Consider the following 15,683-nt stretch of genomic DNA (forward strand, 5'->3'; position numbering starts at 1 on the left):
TCAGGGCACGGCGACATCCGCGAAGCGGGGAGCGCCCGGTTCCGGGGCGACCCGGACGGCCCGGGCGGTGAAGCTGATCGCGTGGTACCAGCCGCAGAGCATCAGCAGGTCGAGCAGCTGGGGCTCGGTCAGCACCTCCCGCGCCGCCGCCCACCGCTCGTCGTCGACGTCGCCGGTGTCGCAGAGCGCGTCGACGACGCGGATCAGCGCCCGTTCACCGGCCACCGTCCAGCACGGGTCGCCCGCGGACCCGGCCGTCAGGGAGCGGATCTGGTCCCCGGTCAGCCCGACGCGCCCGGCGAAGAACTGGAGGTGCACACCCCATTCGTACTCGCAGCGGCACCGGGCACAGGTGCGCACGATGACGATCTCCCGTTCGCGCATGGACAGCGACAGTCCCGGGCCCAGCTCGTAACGGCCCCACCCGCTCATCGCAGCCGTCATCGGCAGGTTGCGCGCGAGGGTGCGGAACAGCCCGATCGGCGGCACCCCGGGCGGCATCAGCGACTCCAGCCGGGCCGCCACGTCCGGCGCGTACGGGGGCTCCAGCGGGGCGATCCGGGTCACGAGGTGCCCCCCGCCGCGTCGTCCCCGAGGGCCGCCGCCCAGTCGTCCGCCCATCGGACCAGCGGTCGCAGGGCTTTGTGAGCGGCCAGGCCGAGCTCGGTGAGCGCGTACGCGGTGTCCGCGTCCTGGGCGACGACACGGGCCTCGACCAGTTCGGACAGCCGTTGCCGCAGCACGCTGGAGGACATGTCGTCGCAGCGCTGCTGCAGGGCCCGGAAGCCGAGCGCACCGTGCCGCAGCTCCCAGACGATCCGCAGGCTCCAGCGCCGGCCGAACAGGTCGAGCGCCGCCATCAGCGGACGCCCGGTGCTCGACCCGCGTACCGGCTGTCCCGGTCTCGGCACCGTCATCGCATTCCCACCCCTCCCTGAGTGCTTCTGTTTCCGATACGGTAGCGTGTAGCCGGGTGATTCGGAATCCGAAGCGGGGGTCAGGCCATGACGGGTGGGTTGCACACACCGCTGTGCGAACGGCTGGGCATCGACGTGCCGATCGTGCAGGCGCCGATCGGCTCCGCGGCCGGACCGGAACTGGCTGCGGCGGTGGCGGCTGCGGGCGGGCTCGGCATGCTGGCGCTGACCTGGCGAGAGGCCGAGCAGGCCCGCGACGACATCCGCCGGGTCCGCCGGCTGACGTCCCGCCCGTTCGGGGCGAATCTGGTGCTCGACTTCCCGGTGGCCGACACGCTGGACATCTGTCTGGCCGAGGGCGTACCGGTGATCTCCACCTTCTGGGGTGATCCCGGGCCGGTCAGCGGGCCGATCCGCGCGTCCGGGGCGTTGCACATGCACACCGTGGGCAGTGTCGCGGAGGCCGTGCACGCCGCCGGCTGCGGCGTCGACGTCGTCGTGGCGCAGGGCTGGGAGGCCGGCGGTCACGTCCGGGGCACGACCACCACCCTGGTCCTGGTACCGGCCGTCGTGGACGCGGTCGGCCCGGTCCCGGTCCTGGCCGCGGGCGGGATCAGCGACGGACGGGGTCTCGCCGCCGCCCTCGCCCTGGGCGCGCAGGGCGCCTGGCTGGGCACCCGCTTTCTGGCCTCCGCCGAGGCCCGCAGCCACCAGGTCTACCGCCGCCACCTCGTCGACGCCGGGGCCGAGGACACCGTCCACACCCACTGCTTCGACGGCGGCTGGCCCGGTGCGCCGCACCGCGCGCTGCAGAACGCGACCCTGAGCCGCTGGGAGCAGGCCGGGTCACCCGCCGGCCCGGGCCGCCCCGGCGAGGGTGATGTCGTCGCCGTCGACAGCACCGGCCACGCCCACCACCGGTACGAGGACCTGATGCCCCTGCCCGGCATGACCGGTGAGCTCGCGGACCTGGCCCTGTACGCCGGTCAGTCGGTGGCGCTCGTCCGCGACGTCGAGCCGGCGGGCGACCTGATCCGGCGCATCGCGGCCCAGGCCATCGCGGTCCGGCACGGCGCTGCCTGAACCGCCGTCACCTCGGTGCGGCGACGCCGTTGAAGGGGCAATGGAGATCGGGTGAGAAGGCGGACCCTGCTGGCCGGAGCCGGCGCTGCCACAGGTGTCGCGGCGGTCGGTGGCTGGTTTCAGCGGCGCGCCGCCGTACCGGTGATCCCCGGGGCCCCGCTCGGGGACGAGCGGCTGGAGCAGCGGCGATCGGCCGCCCGCGGCCGGACGGTCGACTTCTACACCGCCGTGCCGGCCGGGTACGGCGACGGCCGCGGCCTGCCGGTGCTGCTGGTCCTGCACGGCGCGTCGAAGACCGCCGCCGATTTCCCCGCGCTCGGGCTGGGCCGGTTCGCCTCCGACTCGGTCCGGCGGGGCAACGCGCCGTTCGTGCTGGCCGGCGCGACCGGGGGCCGGCTCTCCTGGCGGCCCTCCGGAGCCGACGACCCGCAGCGGATGGTGCACGAGGAGATTCCGGCGTGGTGCGCCGACCGTGGTTTCGCCACCGACCGGCTGGCGGTGTGCGGCTGGTCCATGGGCGGGTACGGCGCCCTGCTGCTGGCGCAGACCTTTCCCGGCTTCGTCCGGGCCGTGGCCGCGTTCTCGCCGGCGGTCTCCCCCGGTGACGACGTCTTCGCCGGCACGGCCGCGTTGCGCGGGGTGCCGGTCGGGCTCTGGTGCGGCACCGACGACGGCCTGCTCAGCGACGTACGGGCGCTGGAACGGGCCCTGCCGCAGCCCAAGGCGGCCGGCTCGTACACCGGCGGCCGGCACAACTTCGGTTACTGGAGCACGTGCCTGCCGGCCGCCTGTGACCTCGTCTCGCGGGCATTGCGCTGACCGCGGAGATGGCAGCGCCGGGACGTGGGCCTTCGGGGGACAGCGCGGCGCAGGAAACTGTCAGGCTGCGCGGCGATACTCCGGCCATGGGAGAGACGATGGTGCCGGCGAACGGGGTGGATCTGTGCCTCGAGGCGTTCGGCCGGCGCGACGATCCCGCGGTGCTGCTGATCGCCGGCGGCGCCCGGTCGATGGACTGGTGGGAGGACGGGTTCTGCCGCCGGCTGGCCGACGGTGGCCGCTTCGTGATCCGCTACGACCACCGCGACACCGGGCGGTCGACGTCGTTCCCGGCCGGGGCGCCGCCGTACTCGCAGGTGGACATGGCCGAGGACGCGCTCGGGGTGCTCGACGCGCTGGGGGTGGCCCGCGCGCACATCGTGGGGCTGTCGCTGGGCGGCGGGCTGGCTCAGCGGCTGGCCGTCGACGACCCGCCCCGGCTGCGCACCCTGACGCTGATCTCGACCACGCCCGGTCTGGTCGACGAGACGCCGGCCGGGACGGTGCGACCGCGGCCACCGCGGACCGACTGGTCGGACCGGGCGGCGGCAGTGGACGAGCTGGTCGCGTGCGTGACGGCGGTGGGCGGGCCGTTCACCGCGGACGCGGCTCACCTGCGGCAGCTCGCCGAGCGGGTCTTCGACCGCACCACCGATCCGGCCGCGGCGTACCGCAATCACTGGCTGGCCGCCTGCGGCCCGCCGGTCCGCGACCGCCTCGGCACGGTCGGCGTCCCGACGCTGGTCATGCACGGCACCGTGGACCCGCTGCTCTCGATGGCGCACCCGGCGGCGCTGACCCGGGAGATCCCGGACGCCCGGCTCGTGCCGCTGCCCGGCGTGGGCCACGAGTTCCCGCCGCGAGCCGTGTGGGGTGTCGTGATCGAGGAGATCCTGCGGCACACTGCTTGACCATGCGCCTGGTCTCGCTGCTCCCGTCCGCCACTGAGATCGTGTACGCCCTCGGCCTCGGCGACGACCTCGTCGGCGTCACGTTCGAGTGCGACGAACCACCGGCCGCCCGGCGGGGACAAGACCGTCGTGGTCGGCGGCCGCGACACCCGCGGCATGGACCCGGGCGAGATCGACGCGTACGTGAAGGAGCAGCTGGCCGCCGGCGGTGACCTGTACACGTTGCACGCCGACGCGCTGGCGGAGCTCGCGCCGGACCTGATCCTCACCCAGGACCTGTGCCGGGTGTGCGCGCTGCCGTCCGGCCACGTGTCGGACGCGCTGGACCATCTGGGCTGCCGGGCCGACGTGCTGTCGCTGGACCCGTACTCGCTGGACGAGGTGCTCGACACGTTCCTCGCCGTGGGTGACCGGGCGGGTGTGCGGCCACGCGCCGAGGAACTGGTCGCAGGTCTGCGGGGGCGGCTGGCGGCGGTCGCGTCCGCGGTGGCCGGCCGGCGGCGGCCCCGGGTGGCGATCGTGGAGTGGGTGGAGCCGCCGTTCACCGCCGGGCACTGGGTGCCCGACCTGGTCACGGCGGCGGGCGGCGACCCGGTCGCGGCCCGGCCGGGGGCCCGGTCGGTGCAGACGACGTGGGCCGAGCTGGCCGCCGGGGAGCCGGAGATCGTGCTGGTCACCCCGTGCGGCTTCCACCTGGACGGGGCCGCCGCCCAGGCCGCGGGGATCCCGGCGCACTTCCCGGGAGCTCAGGTGTGGGCGATCGACGGTGACGCGCTGGTGGTGCGGCCCGGCCCCCGCCTGGTCGACGGCGTCGAGGCCATCGCGGCGATCCTGCACCCGGACGCGGTGCCCGCTCCCCCGCCGTGCGCCATCGTCCGGGTCGCCTGACCGAGGTCCTCAGGCGTTGACCGAGGCGGGCCGGCGACGCGGTTCCGGCAGCAGGACCACGTGGCGCTGGGCCACGCGGGCCCGGGCGACGTTCAGCCGGCGGCGGCTCTCCTCGTGCCACAGCCACCGCACGTCGAGGCCGAAGGACCAGGTCAGCGAGGCCAGGGCGGCGGCCAGCACGACGAACGCGACAGCCTCGGGCAGCAGGCTCGCCGTGGCGACCACCAGCGCCACTCCCTGCACCGCCGCGACGACCTTGCGGGAGAACCTCGGCAGCAGCGGGGCGCTGAGCCACGGCCACGCCCACGAGGCGGCGACGAAGACGTACCGGAAGGCGCCCATCGCGATCGTCCACCAGCCGAAGGTGCCGGCCACCGCGATGCTCAGCACCAGGACCAGGAACGAGTCGACCTCCATGTCGAAGCGCGCGCCCAGCGCCGTGGTGGAGTTGGTGCGCCGGGCCACCTGGCCATCCACGCCGTCCAGGGCCAGCGCCACCCCGATCAGAGTGACCAGCAGCGGCAACGGCACCGGCGCCGTGAACGAGGTCACCACCAGGGCGGTCACGCCGCCGACCAGTGTCGCGCGGCCCAGGGTCACGGCGTTCGCGGGGCCCAGGGCACGCATCCCGCTGCGGCGCAGACCCGCGCCGAGGACCACGGCCAGGACCACGGCGTACGCCGTACCGGCCAGCCAGCCGGCCGGGCTGACCCCGACGGTGGCGGCGAGCGCCGTCACCAGGATCAGATGGGCGGCCAGCCCGACGATCGGTCCCCGGCTCTCGCGAGCCGTCATCGTGGCGATACTGATAGTCACCGTGCCTCCGGGTGGGCAAGATCCGTTGCCGCGTATGGTTGCCGCTGTCGTCACTGAACACGCTTGATCCGCGCGTTCGGTTCAGCGCACGGAGGAGAATTACCGATGACGGGTGAGGCCCGCGCCTTCTGGCTCGCCGAGCCCGGCCGGGGTGAGATCCGGCCGGTCAGCGTCGGCGACCCCGGCCCCGGCGAGGTGCTCGTCCGCACTCTGCACTCGGGGGTGAGCCGCGGCACCGAGACGCTGGTGTTCCGCGGCGGCGTGCCGGAGAGCCAGCACGCGGCGATGCGCGCCCCCTTCCAGGAGGGCGAATTCCCGGCCCCGGTGAAGTACGGCTACCTCAACGTCGGCGTCGTCGAGCAGGGCCCGCCCGAACTGCTGGGCCGCACGGTCTTCGCGCTGTACCCGCACCAGACCCACTACGTGGTGCCGGCCGACGCGGTGACCGTGGTGCCCGACGGCGTGCCGGCGAGCCGCGCCGTGCTGGCCGGCACCGTCGAGACCGCCGTCAACGCCCTCTGGGACGCCGCACCGCTGGTCGGTGACCGGATCGCCGTGGTCGGCGCGGGCATGGTCGGCGCGAGCGTCGCCGCCGTGCTGGCCCGCTTCCCCGGCGCCAGGGTGCAGCTGGTCGACGCCAACCCGGAACGCGCCACGCTGGCCGCCGCGCTCGGGGTCGGTTTCGCGCTGCCCGCGGACGCCACCGGCGACTGTGACCTGGTCGTCCACGCCAGCGCCACCTCGGCCGGCCTGACCCGGGCGCTCGAGCTGCTGGCCGCGGAGGCTACGGTCATCGAGCTCAGCTGGTACGGCGACCGCGAGGTCAGCGTCCCGCTCGGCGAGTTCTTCCACTCCCGCCGCCTGGTGGTCAAGAGCAGCCAGGTGGGCGGGATCGCCCCGGCCCGGCGCGGGCGCCGCAGTTACGCCGACCGGCTGGCGATCGCCCTCGACCTGCTGGCCGACCCGATCTTCGACGCCCTGCTCACCGGGGAGTCGGCCTTCGCCGAGCTGCCGGCGGTCATGCCGCGACTGACCAGCGGGGAGCTGCCCGCGCTGTGCCACCTGATCAGCTACCCGACAGGAGAGTGAATGTTCAGCGTCACCGTCCGTGACCACATCATGATCGCCCACAGTTTCTCGGGGGAGGTCTTCGGACCGGCCCAGAAGCTGCACGGCGCGACCTTCGTGGTCGACGCCACGTTCAAGCGTCCCGAGCTGGACGCGGACAACATCGTCGTCGACATCGGCCGGGCGAGCGAGGAGCTGCACGCCATCTGCGGCGCGCTCAGCTATCGCAATCTCGACGACGAGGCGGAGTTCGCCGGCGTCAACACGTCGACGGAGTTCCTGGCCAAGGTCATCGCCGACCGGCTGGCCGGCAAGGCGGAGTCGGGCGAGCTCGGGGCGGGGGCGCGCGGCCTGACCGGCATCGCGGTCACCCTGCACGAGTCGCACATCGCATGGGCGAGCTACGAGCGGAACCTGTGACCGCTGCCCTGCAGGTGGTGCTGCCGGGAGGCATCGACGACCCGGCCGCCCCGAGCGGTGGCAACACGTACGACCGCCGGGTGCTGACCGGGCTGGCCGAGACCCGCGACGTGCACGAGATCGCGGTCGCGGCGGCCTGGCCATACCCGGCGGAGGCGGCCCGCTCGGCGCTGGCGCGGGCACTGGAGCAGGTGCCGCCCGGCTCGACGGTGCTGCTGGACGGCCTGGTCGGTTGCGCGGTGCCGGAGCTGCTGGAGCCGCTGGCCGACCGGCTGCGGCTGGTGATGCTGGTGCACCTGCCGCTCGGTGACGAGACAGGGCTGTCCCCCACCGAGGCCGCCGAGCTGACCGCCCGCGAACGCCGATCTCTGCACGCCGCCGCCGCGGTGGTGGCGACCAGTGCCGGCGCCGCCCGTCGGCTGGAGGCGCTGCACGACCTGCCGGCCGGCAGCGTGCACGTCGCCGCGCCGGGCGTCGACCCGGCGCCGCTCACCGAGCCCAGCGCCGGCGGCGAGCGGCTGCTCTGCGTCGCGGCGGTGACCCCGCGCAAGGCCCAGGATGTGCTGGTCGAGGCGTTGCAGCTGGTCGCCGACCGGCCCTGGACCTGCACGCTGGTCGGCGCCCTGGACCGGGCCCCGGCCTTCGTGGCCCGGGTACGCGAGCTGGCGGCGGCCACTCCCGGCCGGATCGAGTTCGCCGGGACCCGCACCGGGGAGGCACTGGCCCGCACGTACGCGCAGGCGGACCTGCTGGTGCTGCCGTCGCTGGCCGAGACGTACGGCATGGTGGTGACCGAGGCGCTGGCGCGCGGCGTACCCGTGCTCGGCACCCGGGTCGCCGGGGTGCCGGAGGCGCTGGGCACCGCCCCGGACGGCAGCCTGCCCGGGGCGCTCGTGCCCCCGGGTGACCCGCGGGCGCTGGCCGCTGAGCTGCGCCGCTGGCTCAGCGAACCGGAGCTGCGCCACGACCGGCGGGCCGCGGCCCTCGCCCGCCGGGCCGGCCTGCGTGGCTGGGACTTCACGACACGACGATTGAGCGAGGTACTGCACCCATGACCGGAGAGTTCAGCTCGACCTGGCTCACCTTGCGCGAGCCCGCCGACGCGGCCGCCCGGGCCCGGGACCTGATCGCGACGCTGCGCCTGCCGGCCGGCGGCGAGCTGGTCATCCGTGACCTCGGCTGCGGCACCGGGTCGATGGGCCGGTGGCTCGCCCCACAGCTGCCCGGCCCGCAGCGCTGGGTGTTGCAGGACCGCGACCCCGCGCTGCTCGCTCACGCCGCGGCCCACCTGCCGGCGGCCGCCGCCGACGGCACCGCGGTGACCGTCGAGACCGCCGAGGGCGATGTCACCGATCTGACGGTGGCCGACCTGGCCGACACGTCGCTGGTCACCTGCTCGGCGCTGCTCGACCTGTTCACCACCGACGAGGTGGCCGCGCTGGCCGAGGTGTGTGTGGCGTCGGACACCCCGGCGCTGTTCACGCTGTCCGTCGTCGGGGAGGTGACCATGGAGCCCGCCGATCCGCTCGACGCCCAGGTCACCGCGGCGTTCAACGCCCACCAGCGGCGCTCGGTCGGCGACCGGCGGCTGCTCGGGCCCGAGGCGGTCGGGGCGGCGGCGGAGGCTTTCGCGAAGGCCGGGGTGTCGGTGAGCACACGGCCGAGCCCGTGGCAGCTGGGGCCCGAGCAGGGCGCGCTGGCCGCGGAATGGCTCCGCGGCTGGGTCGCCGCGGCAGCCGAACAACGCCCGGACCTGGAGCTGGACGCCTACCTGGCGGCCCGGACGGCGGCCGCCGAGGCGGGCCGGCTACGGGTAACGGTAGGGCATCAAGATCTTCTCGCGCAGAAAGACTGAACCACCTGCCGCCGCCGGGACGTACTAGTCCCAGTAAGGGTGAACCTGAGGGGGCAGTCGCATGAACCGATCGATCTGGGCGTGGGTACGGGTACTCGGCGGGGTGGGGATCCTCGCCGTGCTGCTCTGGCGCCTGGGCACCGGCGCCTTCCTCGACGGCCTGCGGGTGATCGACGGCCCGGCGCTGGCCCTGGCGTTCACGATCGGCGTCACGACCACGGTGTTCTCGGCCTGGCGGTGGTGCCTGGTGGCCCGCGGCCTGGGCATGAAGCTCTCGCTGCGCGGCGCCGTCGCCGACTACTACAAGGCGCTGTTCATCAACGCGGCGCTGCCGGGCGGCGTGCTCGGCGACGTGGACCGGGCGGTGCAGCACGGCCGGGAAGAGGGCGACGTGGGCCGCGGCGTACGGGCTGTGGTGCTCGAACGGACCGCCGGTCAGGTGGTGCTCGTCTCGGTCGGCCTGACGGTGCTGCTGACCGTACCGTCGCCGGTTCTGTCGCACCTGCAGGCCAACGGCCGCGGGCTCGCCATTGCGGCCGCGACCACCGTCGGCCTCGCGGCCGTGCTGGTCTTCTTCGTCGGGCGGCTGCGCAGCGGCGCCTCCCGGTGGGCCGGCGCCGCGCGGACCGGCGTCACCGAGATCCGCGCCGGGCTGCTGGCCCGGCGCAACTGGCCGGGCATCGTGCTCGCCTCGACCATCGTGCTGGCCGGCCACCTGGCGACCTTCGTCGTCGCGGCCCGGGCGGCCGGCTCCGACGCCTCGCTGCTGCGCCTGGCCCCGCTGATGCTGCTCGCCCTGCTCTCGATGGCACTGCCGGTGAACGTCGGCGGCTGGGGACCCCGCGAGGGCGTGACCGCGTGGGCGTTCGGCGCAGCCGGTCTCAGCGCCACCCAGGGCCTGACCATCGCCGTGGTGTACGGCCTGTTCGCCTTCGTGGCCGCGCTGCCCGGCCTGGTGGTCATTGTCACGCGGGCCCTGGCCGGCGCCCGGGCGAAGGCGCGGATCCGGGCCGCCGCCGTGGTCACGGCGGCCGAGCCGGTGGTCGTGCCGCCGCAGAAGCGCATGCTGCCGGTGCGGGAGTTGGTCAGCACCGGTGCTTGAGGACGCCTCCACCGGCCGTTCGACTTATGGTGGACGCCGGAGTGACGATGGTCGCTCCCGAGGAGGAGCGTCCGTGCTCGACCGACCGTACGTGTTGCTCAGCTGTGGGATGTCGATCGACGGCTACGTCGACAGCCCCGGCGATGAGCGGCTGCTGCTCTCCAACGACGCCGATTTCGACCGGGTCGATGAGGTACGGGCGGGTTGTGACGCGATCCTGGTCGGCGCCACCACGGTCCGGGTCGACAACCCGCGGCTGCTGATCCGCGACGAGAACCGCCGCCGCGCCCGGCTCGCCCGCGGACTCCCGCCGGACCCGATGAAGGTCACCGTCACCAACGGCTGCGACCTCGACCCGGGGGCCCGCTTCTTCACCCTCGGCGACGCCGACAAGCTGGTCTACTGCGCCACCCCGGCCCTGCCGGGCGCCGAGGAGCGCATCGGTAAGGTCGCGACCGTGATCGACGGTGGCGACCCGGTCGACCTGGGCCGGGTGGTCGGCGACCTGGCCGCCCGCGGCGTCGGCCGGCTGATGGTCGAGGGCGGCGGCACGATCCACACCGGCTTCCTCACCGCCGGCCTGGCCGACGAGCTGCAGCTGGTGGTGGCGCCGTTCTTCGTCGGCGACTCCCGGGCGCCGCGCTTCGTCGGCGACGGCAGCTTCCCGTGGGGCCCGCACCGGCGGGCCGACCTGACCGGGGTCCGGCAGATCGGCGACGTGGTGCTGCTGCGCTACGCCCTTTCCGAGCGCTACCGGGACTGAGCAAGCCGTGATCTGGTTACCTGAACTGTCCGATCGAAATGGGGGGCCGATGTCCGAGACGGCCGGCTGGGGAACGCTCGACGTCGGGACGATCCCGCCAGCCACGGTACGGACGCGCGTCACGGTCCCGCTGCGCTTCGCGGACGGGTATTCGACCACCGCGCGGGTCCTGACCTTCGACGGCCTGGTCGACGGCCGTGAGCACCTGGCGCTGGGCCTGGGCGACTGGGAACGCGCTGTGCAGGCGACGCCACTGGTCCGCCCGCACAGCGAATGCCTCACGGGTGACGTGTTCGGCAGCCAGCGTTGCGACTGCGGCCCGCAGCTGCGCGAGGCCGTCGAACGCATCGCCGAGCCGGGCGGTCTGCTGCTCTACCTGCGCCAGGAGGGCCGCGGCATCGGCCTGTACGCGAAGCTGGACGCGTACGCGCTGCAGGACGCCGGGCTGGACACGTACGAGGCGAACGTGGCGCTGGGCCGGGGCGAGGACGAGCGCGACTACACGGCGGCGGCGCAGATGCTGCTGGCCCTGGGCGCCGGGCGGATCCGGCTGCTGAGCAACAACCCGGACAAGGCGGCCCAGCTGCAGGCGCGCGGGATCGAGGTCACCGAGCGCATCCCGACCGGGGTGCACCTGTCGGCGGCGAACCTGCGCTACCTGGCGACCAAGGCCACCCACACCGCCCACACGCTGGATCTGCCGGGCCTGTAGGACTCCGCACGTTGTCCACAGGGTCCGGGCCCGGTCCGGGGGGAGTCACTACTATCTCGGGGGTGACTTCCGCCCCCGAGATCCCCCGGTCCGCCGTCGACGTGCTCAACCGGGTCTTCGGCTACGCCGCCTTCCGTGGTGAGCAGCGCGAGATCATCGAGCACGTCATCGCCGGCGGCGACGCCCTCGTGCTGATGCCCACCGGCGGCGGCAAGTCGCTGTGCTACCAGATCCCCGCACTGGTGCGCGACGGCGTCGCCGTGGTGATCTCCCCGCTCATCGCCCTCATGCAGGATCAGGTCGACGCGCTGCGCACGCTCGGGGTGCGGGCCGGCTTCCTCAACTCGACCCAGGATCTGACCGAGCGCCGGCGGGTGGAGCAGGCCTTCGTCGCCGGCGAGCTCGACCTGCTCTACGTGGCGCCGGAGGGCCTCGGCGTCCCGGCCACCCAGCGGCTGCTGGACCGCGGCCGGATCTCGCTGTTCGCCATCGACGAGGCGCACTGCGTGTCGCAGTGGGGCCACGACTTCCGCCCCGACTATCTCAACCTGTCGATGCTGCACGAGCGCTGGCCCGACGTGCCGCGCATCGCGCTGACCGCCACCGCCACCGCGGCCACCCACGGTGAGATCGCCGAGCGGCTCGACCTGACCGGCGCCCGGCACTTCACCGCCAGCTTCGACCGCCCCAACATCCAGTACCGCATCGTCGCCAAGAACGAGCCCCGCCGCCAGCTGCTCGACCTGCTGCGCACCGAGCACCCCGGCGACGCCGGCATCGTCTACTGCCTGTCCCGGGCCTCGGTGGAGAAGACGGCCGAGTTTCTGGTGCAGAACGGCATCGCCGCGCTGCCCTATCACGCCGGTCTCGACGCACGCGTCCGCGCGGCCAACCAGTCCCGCTTCCTGCGCGAGGACGGCCTGGTCATGGTGGCCACCATCGCGTTCGGCATGGGCATCGACAAGCCCGACGTACGCTTCGTCGTCCACCTCGACCTGCCCAAGTCCGTCGAGGGCTACTACCAGGAGACCGGCCGGGCCGGGCGCGACGGCCTGCCGTCCACGGCCTGGCTGGCGTACGGGCTGCAGGACGTGGTCCAGCAGCGCAAGATGATCGAGACGTCGGAGGGCGACTTCGCCCACCGGCGCAACCTCGCGGCCCACCTGGACGCCATGCTCGCGCTCTGCGAGACCGTGCAGTGCCGGCGCGGCCAGCTGCTCGCCTACTTCGGCCAGACCGGCGCGGAGTCCTGCGGCAACTGCGACACCTGCCTCAATCCCCCGGAGTCCTGGGACGGCACGGTGCCGGCCCAGAAGCTGCTCTCCACGGTGCTGCGCCTGCAACGCGAGCGCGGCCAGAAGTTCGGCGCCGGCCAGTCCATCGACATCCTGCTCGGCAAGACCACGGAGAAGGTCACCCAGTTCCGTCACCACGAGCTGAGCGTGTTCGGCATCGGCACCGAGCTGCGCGAGGCGGAGTGGCGCGGCGTGGTCCGCCAGCTGCTCGCCCAGGGCCTGCTGGCGGTCGAGGGCGACTACGGCACGCTGGTGCTGACCGACGAGAGCGGCAGCGTGCTGCGCAAGGAACGCCAGGTCATGCTGCGGCGCGAGCCGGAACGCACCGCCCGGGCCCCCCGCGCCCGCACGGGCAAGGCGGCGGCCCCGGCGGCCGATCTGCCGGCCGAGGCCGCGCCGGTGTTCGAGCGGCTGCGGGCCTGGCGGGCCGCGGCGGCCAAGGAGGCGGGCGTCCCGGCGTACGTGGTGTTCCACGACGCCACGCTGCGGCAGATCGCCACCCAGCGCCCGGGCAGCCTGGCCGAACTGTCCACCGTGAACGGTGTGGGCCAGAGCAAGCTGGACAAGTTCGGCGAGCAGGTCCTGGCCGCGCTGCAGGAGGCCTGAGGCTGTTTTGTTCCCGGTCCGGGCGCGGCGATCGTCACGTACCGTGGCCGCCCGGCCGGGTCTAGCGTCGAGGCCATGACGATCGTAGTGACAGGTGGAACGGGTTACATCGGGTCGGTGCTGATCGCGGAGCTGGTCGGCGCCGGGCACAGCGTCACCGCGCTGGTGCGCAACGAGGCGGGCGGCGCCAAGGCCACCGCGCTGGGTGCGCGGGCCGCCGTCGGTGACCTGTTCGACACCGGATGGCTCACGGAGCAGTTCGCCGCGGCGGAGGCAGTCGCCCACCTCGCCGCGACCGGCGACGCCACCACGCAGGACCTCGACCGCGGCGTCGTTGCGGCAGCGACCACGGCCCTCGGCGGGACGACCAAGCCGTACGTGCACACCAGCGGCATCTGGATCTGGGGCGACAGCACCGACATCACCGAGCAGGCCCCGCTGAACCCGCCGGCCCTGACCGCGTGGCGCCTGCCGGTCGAGCAGTCCGTCCTCGAGTCCGGCCTGACCGCGACGATCGTCGCCCCGGCGATCGTGTACGGCCACGGCAGCGGCATCCCCGCCGGCGTCCTGAGCCGCGACGACCAGGGCCGCGTCCGCCTGGTCGGCGACGGCAGCCAGCACTGGACGAGCGTGCACGTCGACGACATCGCGACCCTCTACCGCACGGTCCTCGAACGCGGCGAAGGCCTCGGCTACCTGGTCGGCGCCTCGGGTGAGAGCCCGACCGTGCGCCAGCTGGGCGAGGCTCTGGCCGGCGACGCCGGTGTGGCACCGGAGAGTGCCGAGGCGTCGCGGGAGCGGCTGGGGGCGTTGTTCGCTGATGCGCTGCTGCTCGACCAGCAGGCGGGCGGGGCCAAGGCGCGGGAGCTGGGGTGGACGCCGAAGGGGCCGTCGCTGCTCGACGACCTGCGCACCGGCAGCTACGCCTCCTGAGCCGTTGCGGTGCGGCGCTGTTCGCGGCCGGCCGGTCCGGCGGTGTCGCGCCGGCTCGGGTCAGGCCCGCGCCGGCCATGATCAAGCGCCGCACCGTCCTTGAAGCGCCGCACCGGCAAGGCGCCGGGTCAGGCCGGACCGCCCGGCAAAGCGGCGGGTCAGGCCAACCCGCCCGCCAAGGCGCCGGTCAGGCCGGGCCGTCGACGGTGGCCCGGTCGTCCGCGGTGCGGGCCGCCCCGGCCGCGATCAGCGCCGGGCCGAGCAGCAACGCCGCCAGCGCCAGCGCCGCGCCGACCTCCAGATCGACGGTCGCACTCGCCGTGGCCGTGACGGACACATCCGTCCGGAGGCCGGGTTCCAGGAACGCCGAGCTCGTCTCGACGTCGCGCAGCCACTCCGTGAGGTACCAGGACCCGGACATGCTCCACGCCGCGTGCGCGGCCGCCAGCTCGACGAGCAGCGCACCCGCCGGCGCCAGGAACCACCGGTCCGCGCGGGACACGATGAGCACCAGCAGCAGCCCGGCCAGGACGGTCGCCAGCATCCCCGGCGCCAGGTGCCGCACCAGCGCGCCCTGATCAACGGCCGGGGCAAGGTCGCGCTTGTCCGCGGCGTCCGCCGCCACGACGGCGACCGGCACGAGCGCGACCACGCACGCGACAGCGGTCAGCCAGACCGGCCGCCGGAACTGCGGCAGCGCGACCACTCCCACGGTCAGGGCGGCCACGGCGATCGCCAGCAGCACCGCCGCGGCGTACTCGCCGTCGGCCACCTGCTCGTAGAACGTGGGGATCTCCGAGAAGCCGGCCGGAACCGGGTCGGTGTGCAGCCAGGTCACGGCCGACGCGGCCGCCAGCACCGCGGCGCCCGCGGTCAGGGCCCAGCGGGGCACCGGCTTCGCGACGGACCGGACGGAATACAGGGCGACCGTCAGTAGCGCCAGCATGCCGGACGCGGCCGGCAACCAGCCGGAGAAGCCGGTGAGGGCGCTCAGCACCGCCACCGCGGTCGTGACGGCGAAGACCAGCATCAGGATCCGGCGAAGCGGCACGGGCCGAGATCCTGCCACACCGAAATTCGTGCCGCTGTCCCGTCGCGCGGTGCCATGATGCGCGCCATGGACTTCCCCGCTGCTGTGAATCATCACCTGGCCGCCATCGCCCGCCGGGACCTCGACGGCTATCTCGCGACCGTGCATCCGGACGTCAGCCTGATCATGCCGAACGGCACCCTGCTCAGCGGCCACGACGAGCTGGCCGCCTTCCACCGGGACTGGTTCGGTGACCCGGACTGGAGCTGGGAGCTGGACCTGCGGCGCACGGTGGTCGCCGGCGACACCGGCATCGCGATCTTCGCGGCCGACTACCACGACCTGGACGGCAAGGGCCAGCCGTACGAGCTGAGCTACCTGCTCACCCTGGTGTTCGCCCGGGACGGCGACCGGTGGCTGCTGGTGCACGACCAGAACACGCTGCGATGACCGTGGCGGAAACCT

Annotated in this window: 18 protein-coding genes; 14 read left to right on the plus strand and 4 right to left on the minus strand. The window is 74.0% G+C overall.

Annotation, left to right across the window (positions count from 1 at the left end; all coding sequences use genetic code 11):
• The gene (locus ACWEOZ_RS04135) at positions 1–567 is read right to left on the minus strand and encodes a carboxymuconolactone decarboxylase family protein (protein WP_451909294.1); all 567 of its coding nucleotides are present in this window, start codon (positions 565–567) and stop codon (positions 1–3) included.
• Entirely contained in the window at positions 564–917 is a 354-nt protein-coding gene (locus ACWEOZ_RS04140) for a winged helix-turn-helix transcriptional regulator (RefSeq protein WP_451909295.1), read from the minus strand. The genes ACWEOZ_RS04135 and ACWEOZ_RS04140 overlap by 4 nt, the downstream gene beginning before the upstream one ends.
• A gap of 87 nt (positions 918–1,004) precedes the next feature.
• Here ACWEOZ_RS04140 and ACWEOZ_RS04145 point away from each other — a divergent pair, with 87 nt between their 5' ends.
• From ACWEOZ_RS04145 to ACWEOZ_RS04160, 4 genes are all read left to right on the plus strand, one after another.
• Complete coding sequence (locus tag ACWEOZ_RS04145) at positions 1,005–2,000, plus strand: NAD(P)H-dependent flavin oxidoreductase (protein ID WP_451909296.1); 996 nt, start codon at positions 1,005–1,007, stop codon at positions 1,998–2,000.
• Between the two features lie 51 nt (positions 2,001–2,051).
• On the plus strand, positions 2,052–2,819 hold the full coding sequence (locus tag ACWEOZ_RS04150) for an alpha/beta hydrolase (protein WP_451909297.1): 768 nt from the start codon (positions 2,052–2,054) through the stop codon (positions 2,817–2,819).
• Between the two features lie 86 nt (positions 2,820–2,905).
• A complete protein-coding gene (locus ACWEOZ_RS04155; protein WP_451909298.1) occupies positions 2,906–3,730 on the plus strand; it encodes an alpha/beta fold hydrolase in 825 nt (274 codons plus the stop codon).
• Between the two features lie 129 nt (positions 3,731–3,859).
• Positions 3,860–4,618, plus strand: coding sequence for an ABC transporter substrate-binding protein (locus ACWEOZ_RS04160; RefSeq protein ID WP_451909299.1), 759 nt, complete (start codon positions 3,860–3,862; stop codon positions 4,616–4,618).
• Between the two features lie 9 nt (positions 4,619–4,627).
• On the opposite strand, the gene ACWEOZ_RS04165 is transcribed toward ACWEOZ_RS04160, so the two are convergent.
• Positions 4,628–5,413 (minus strand): CDP-alcohol phosphatidyltransferase family protein, encoded by a 786-nt coding sequence (locus ACWEOZ_RS04165; RefSeq protein ID WP_451909300.1) that lies wholly within the window; start codon positions 5,411–5,413, stop codon positions 4,628–4,630.
• Positions 5,414–5,539: 126 nt separating this feature from the next.
• Between ACWEOZ_RS04165 and ACWEOZ_RS04170 the strand changes: the two genes are divergently transcribed.
• The 9 genes from ACWEOZ_RS04170 to ACWEOZ_RS04210 all read left to right on the plus strand — a co-directional run bounded on the left by ACWEOZ_RS04170 (position 5,540) and on the right by ACWEOZ_RS04210 (position 14,188).
• Positions 5,540–6,523: a zinc-dependent alcohol dehydrogenase gene (locus ACWEOZ_RS04170; protein WP_451909301.1), complete on the plus strand. Its 984-nt coding sequence runs from the start codon at positions 5,540–5,542 to the stop codon at positions 6,521–6,523.
• Positions 6,524–6,922 (plus strand): 6-carboxytetrahydropterin synthase, encoded by a 399-nt coding sequence (locus tag ACWEOZ_RS04175; RefSeq protein WP_433717764.1) that lies wholly within the window; start codon positions 6,524–6,526, stop codon positions 6,920–6,922.
• Positions 6,919–7,977 (plus strand): glycosyltransferase family 4 protein, encoded by a 1,059-nt coding sequence (locus tag ACWEOZ_RS04180; protein ID WP_451909302.1) that lies wholly within the window; start codon positions 6,919–6,921, stop codon positions 7,975–7,977. The genes ACWEOZ_RS04175 and ACWEOZ_RS04180 overlap by 4 nt, the downstream gene beginning before the upstream one ends.
• Positions 7,974–8,777: a methyltransferase domain-containing protein gene (locus ACWEOZ_RS04185; protein ID WP_451909303.1), complete on the plus strand. Its 804-nt coding sequence runs from the start codon at positions 7,974–7,976 to the stop codon at positions 8,775–8,777. Before ACWEOZ_RS04180 ends, ACWEOZ_RS04185 begins: the two co-directional genes overlap by 4 nt.
• 61 nt (positions 8,778–8,838) lie before the next feature.
• The gene (locus ACWEOZ_RS04190; protein WP_451909304.1) at positions 8,839–9,879 is read left to right on the plus strand and encodes a lysylphosphatidylglycerol synthase transmembrane domain-containing protein; all 1,041 of its coding nucleotides are present in this window, start codon (positions 8,839–8,841) and stop codon (positions 9,877–9,879) included.
• Positions 9,880–9,952: 73 nt separating this feature from the next.
• On the plus strand, positions 9,953–10,642 hold the full coding sequence (locus ACWEOZ_RS04195; RefSeq protein WP_451909305.1) for a RibD family protein: 690 nt from the start codon (positions 9,953–9,955) through the stop codon (positions 10,640–10,642).
• A 49-nt stretch (positions 10,643–10,691) separates the two neighbouring features.
• Positions 10,692–11,354, plus strand: coding sequence for a GTP cyclohydrolase II (locus ACWEOZ_RS04200; RefSeq protein WP_451909306.1), 663 nt, complete (start codon positions 10,692–10,694; stop codon positions 11,352–11,354).
• Positions 11,355–11,416: 62 nt separating this feature from the next.
• On the plus strand, positions 11,417–13,255 hold the full coding sequence (recQ, locus tag ACWEOZ_RS04205; RefSeq protein WP_451909307.1) for a DNA helicase RecQ: 1,839 nt from the start codon (positions 11,417–11,419) through the stop codon (positions 13,253–13,255).
• A gap of 75 nt (positions 13,256–13,330) precedes the next feature.
• On the plus strand, positions 13,331–14,188 hold the full coding sequence (locus ACWEOZ_RS04210; protein ID WP_451909308.1) for an NAD-dependent epimerase/dehydratase family protein: 858 nt from the start codon (positions 13,331–13,333) through the stop codon (positions 14,186–14,188).
• Positions 14,189–14,375: 187 nt separating this feature from the next.
• Here ACWEOZ_RS04210 and ACWEOZ_RS04215 read toward each other — a convergent pair whose 3' ends face one another.
• On the minus strand, positions 14,376–15,239 hold the full coding sequence (locus ACWEOZ_RS04215) for a hypothetical protein (protein ID WP_451909309.1): 864 nt from the start codon (positions 15,237–15,239) through the stop codon (positions 14,376–14,378).
• A gap of 66 nt (positions 15,240–15,305) precedes the next feature.
• Here ACWEOZ_RS04215 and ACWEOZ_RS04220 point away from each other — a divergent pair, with 66 nt between their 5' ends.
• Entirely contained in the window at positions 15,306–15,668 is a 363-nt protein-coding gene (locus ACWEOZ_RS04220) for a YybH family protein (protein ID WP_451909310.1), read from the plus strand.
• The last annotated feature ends 15 nt before the right edge of the window (positions 15,669–15,683 follow it).

The sequence above is a fragment of the Actinoplanes sp. NPDC004185 genome, assembly GCF_053603475.1.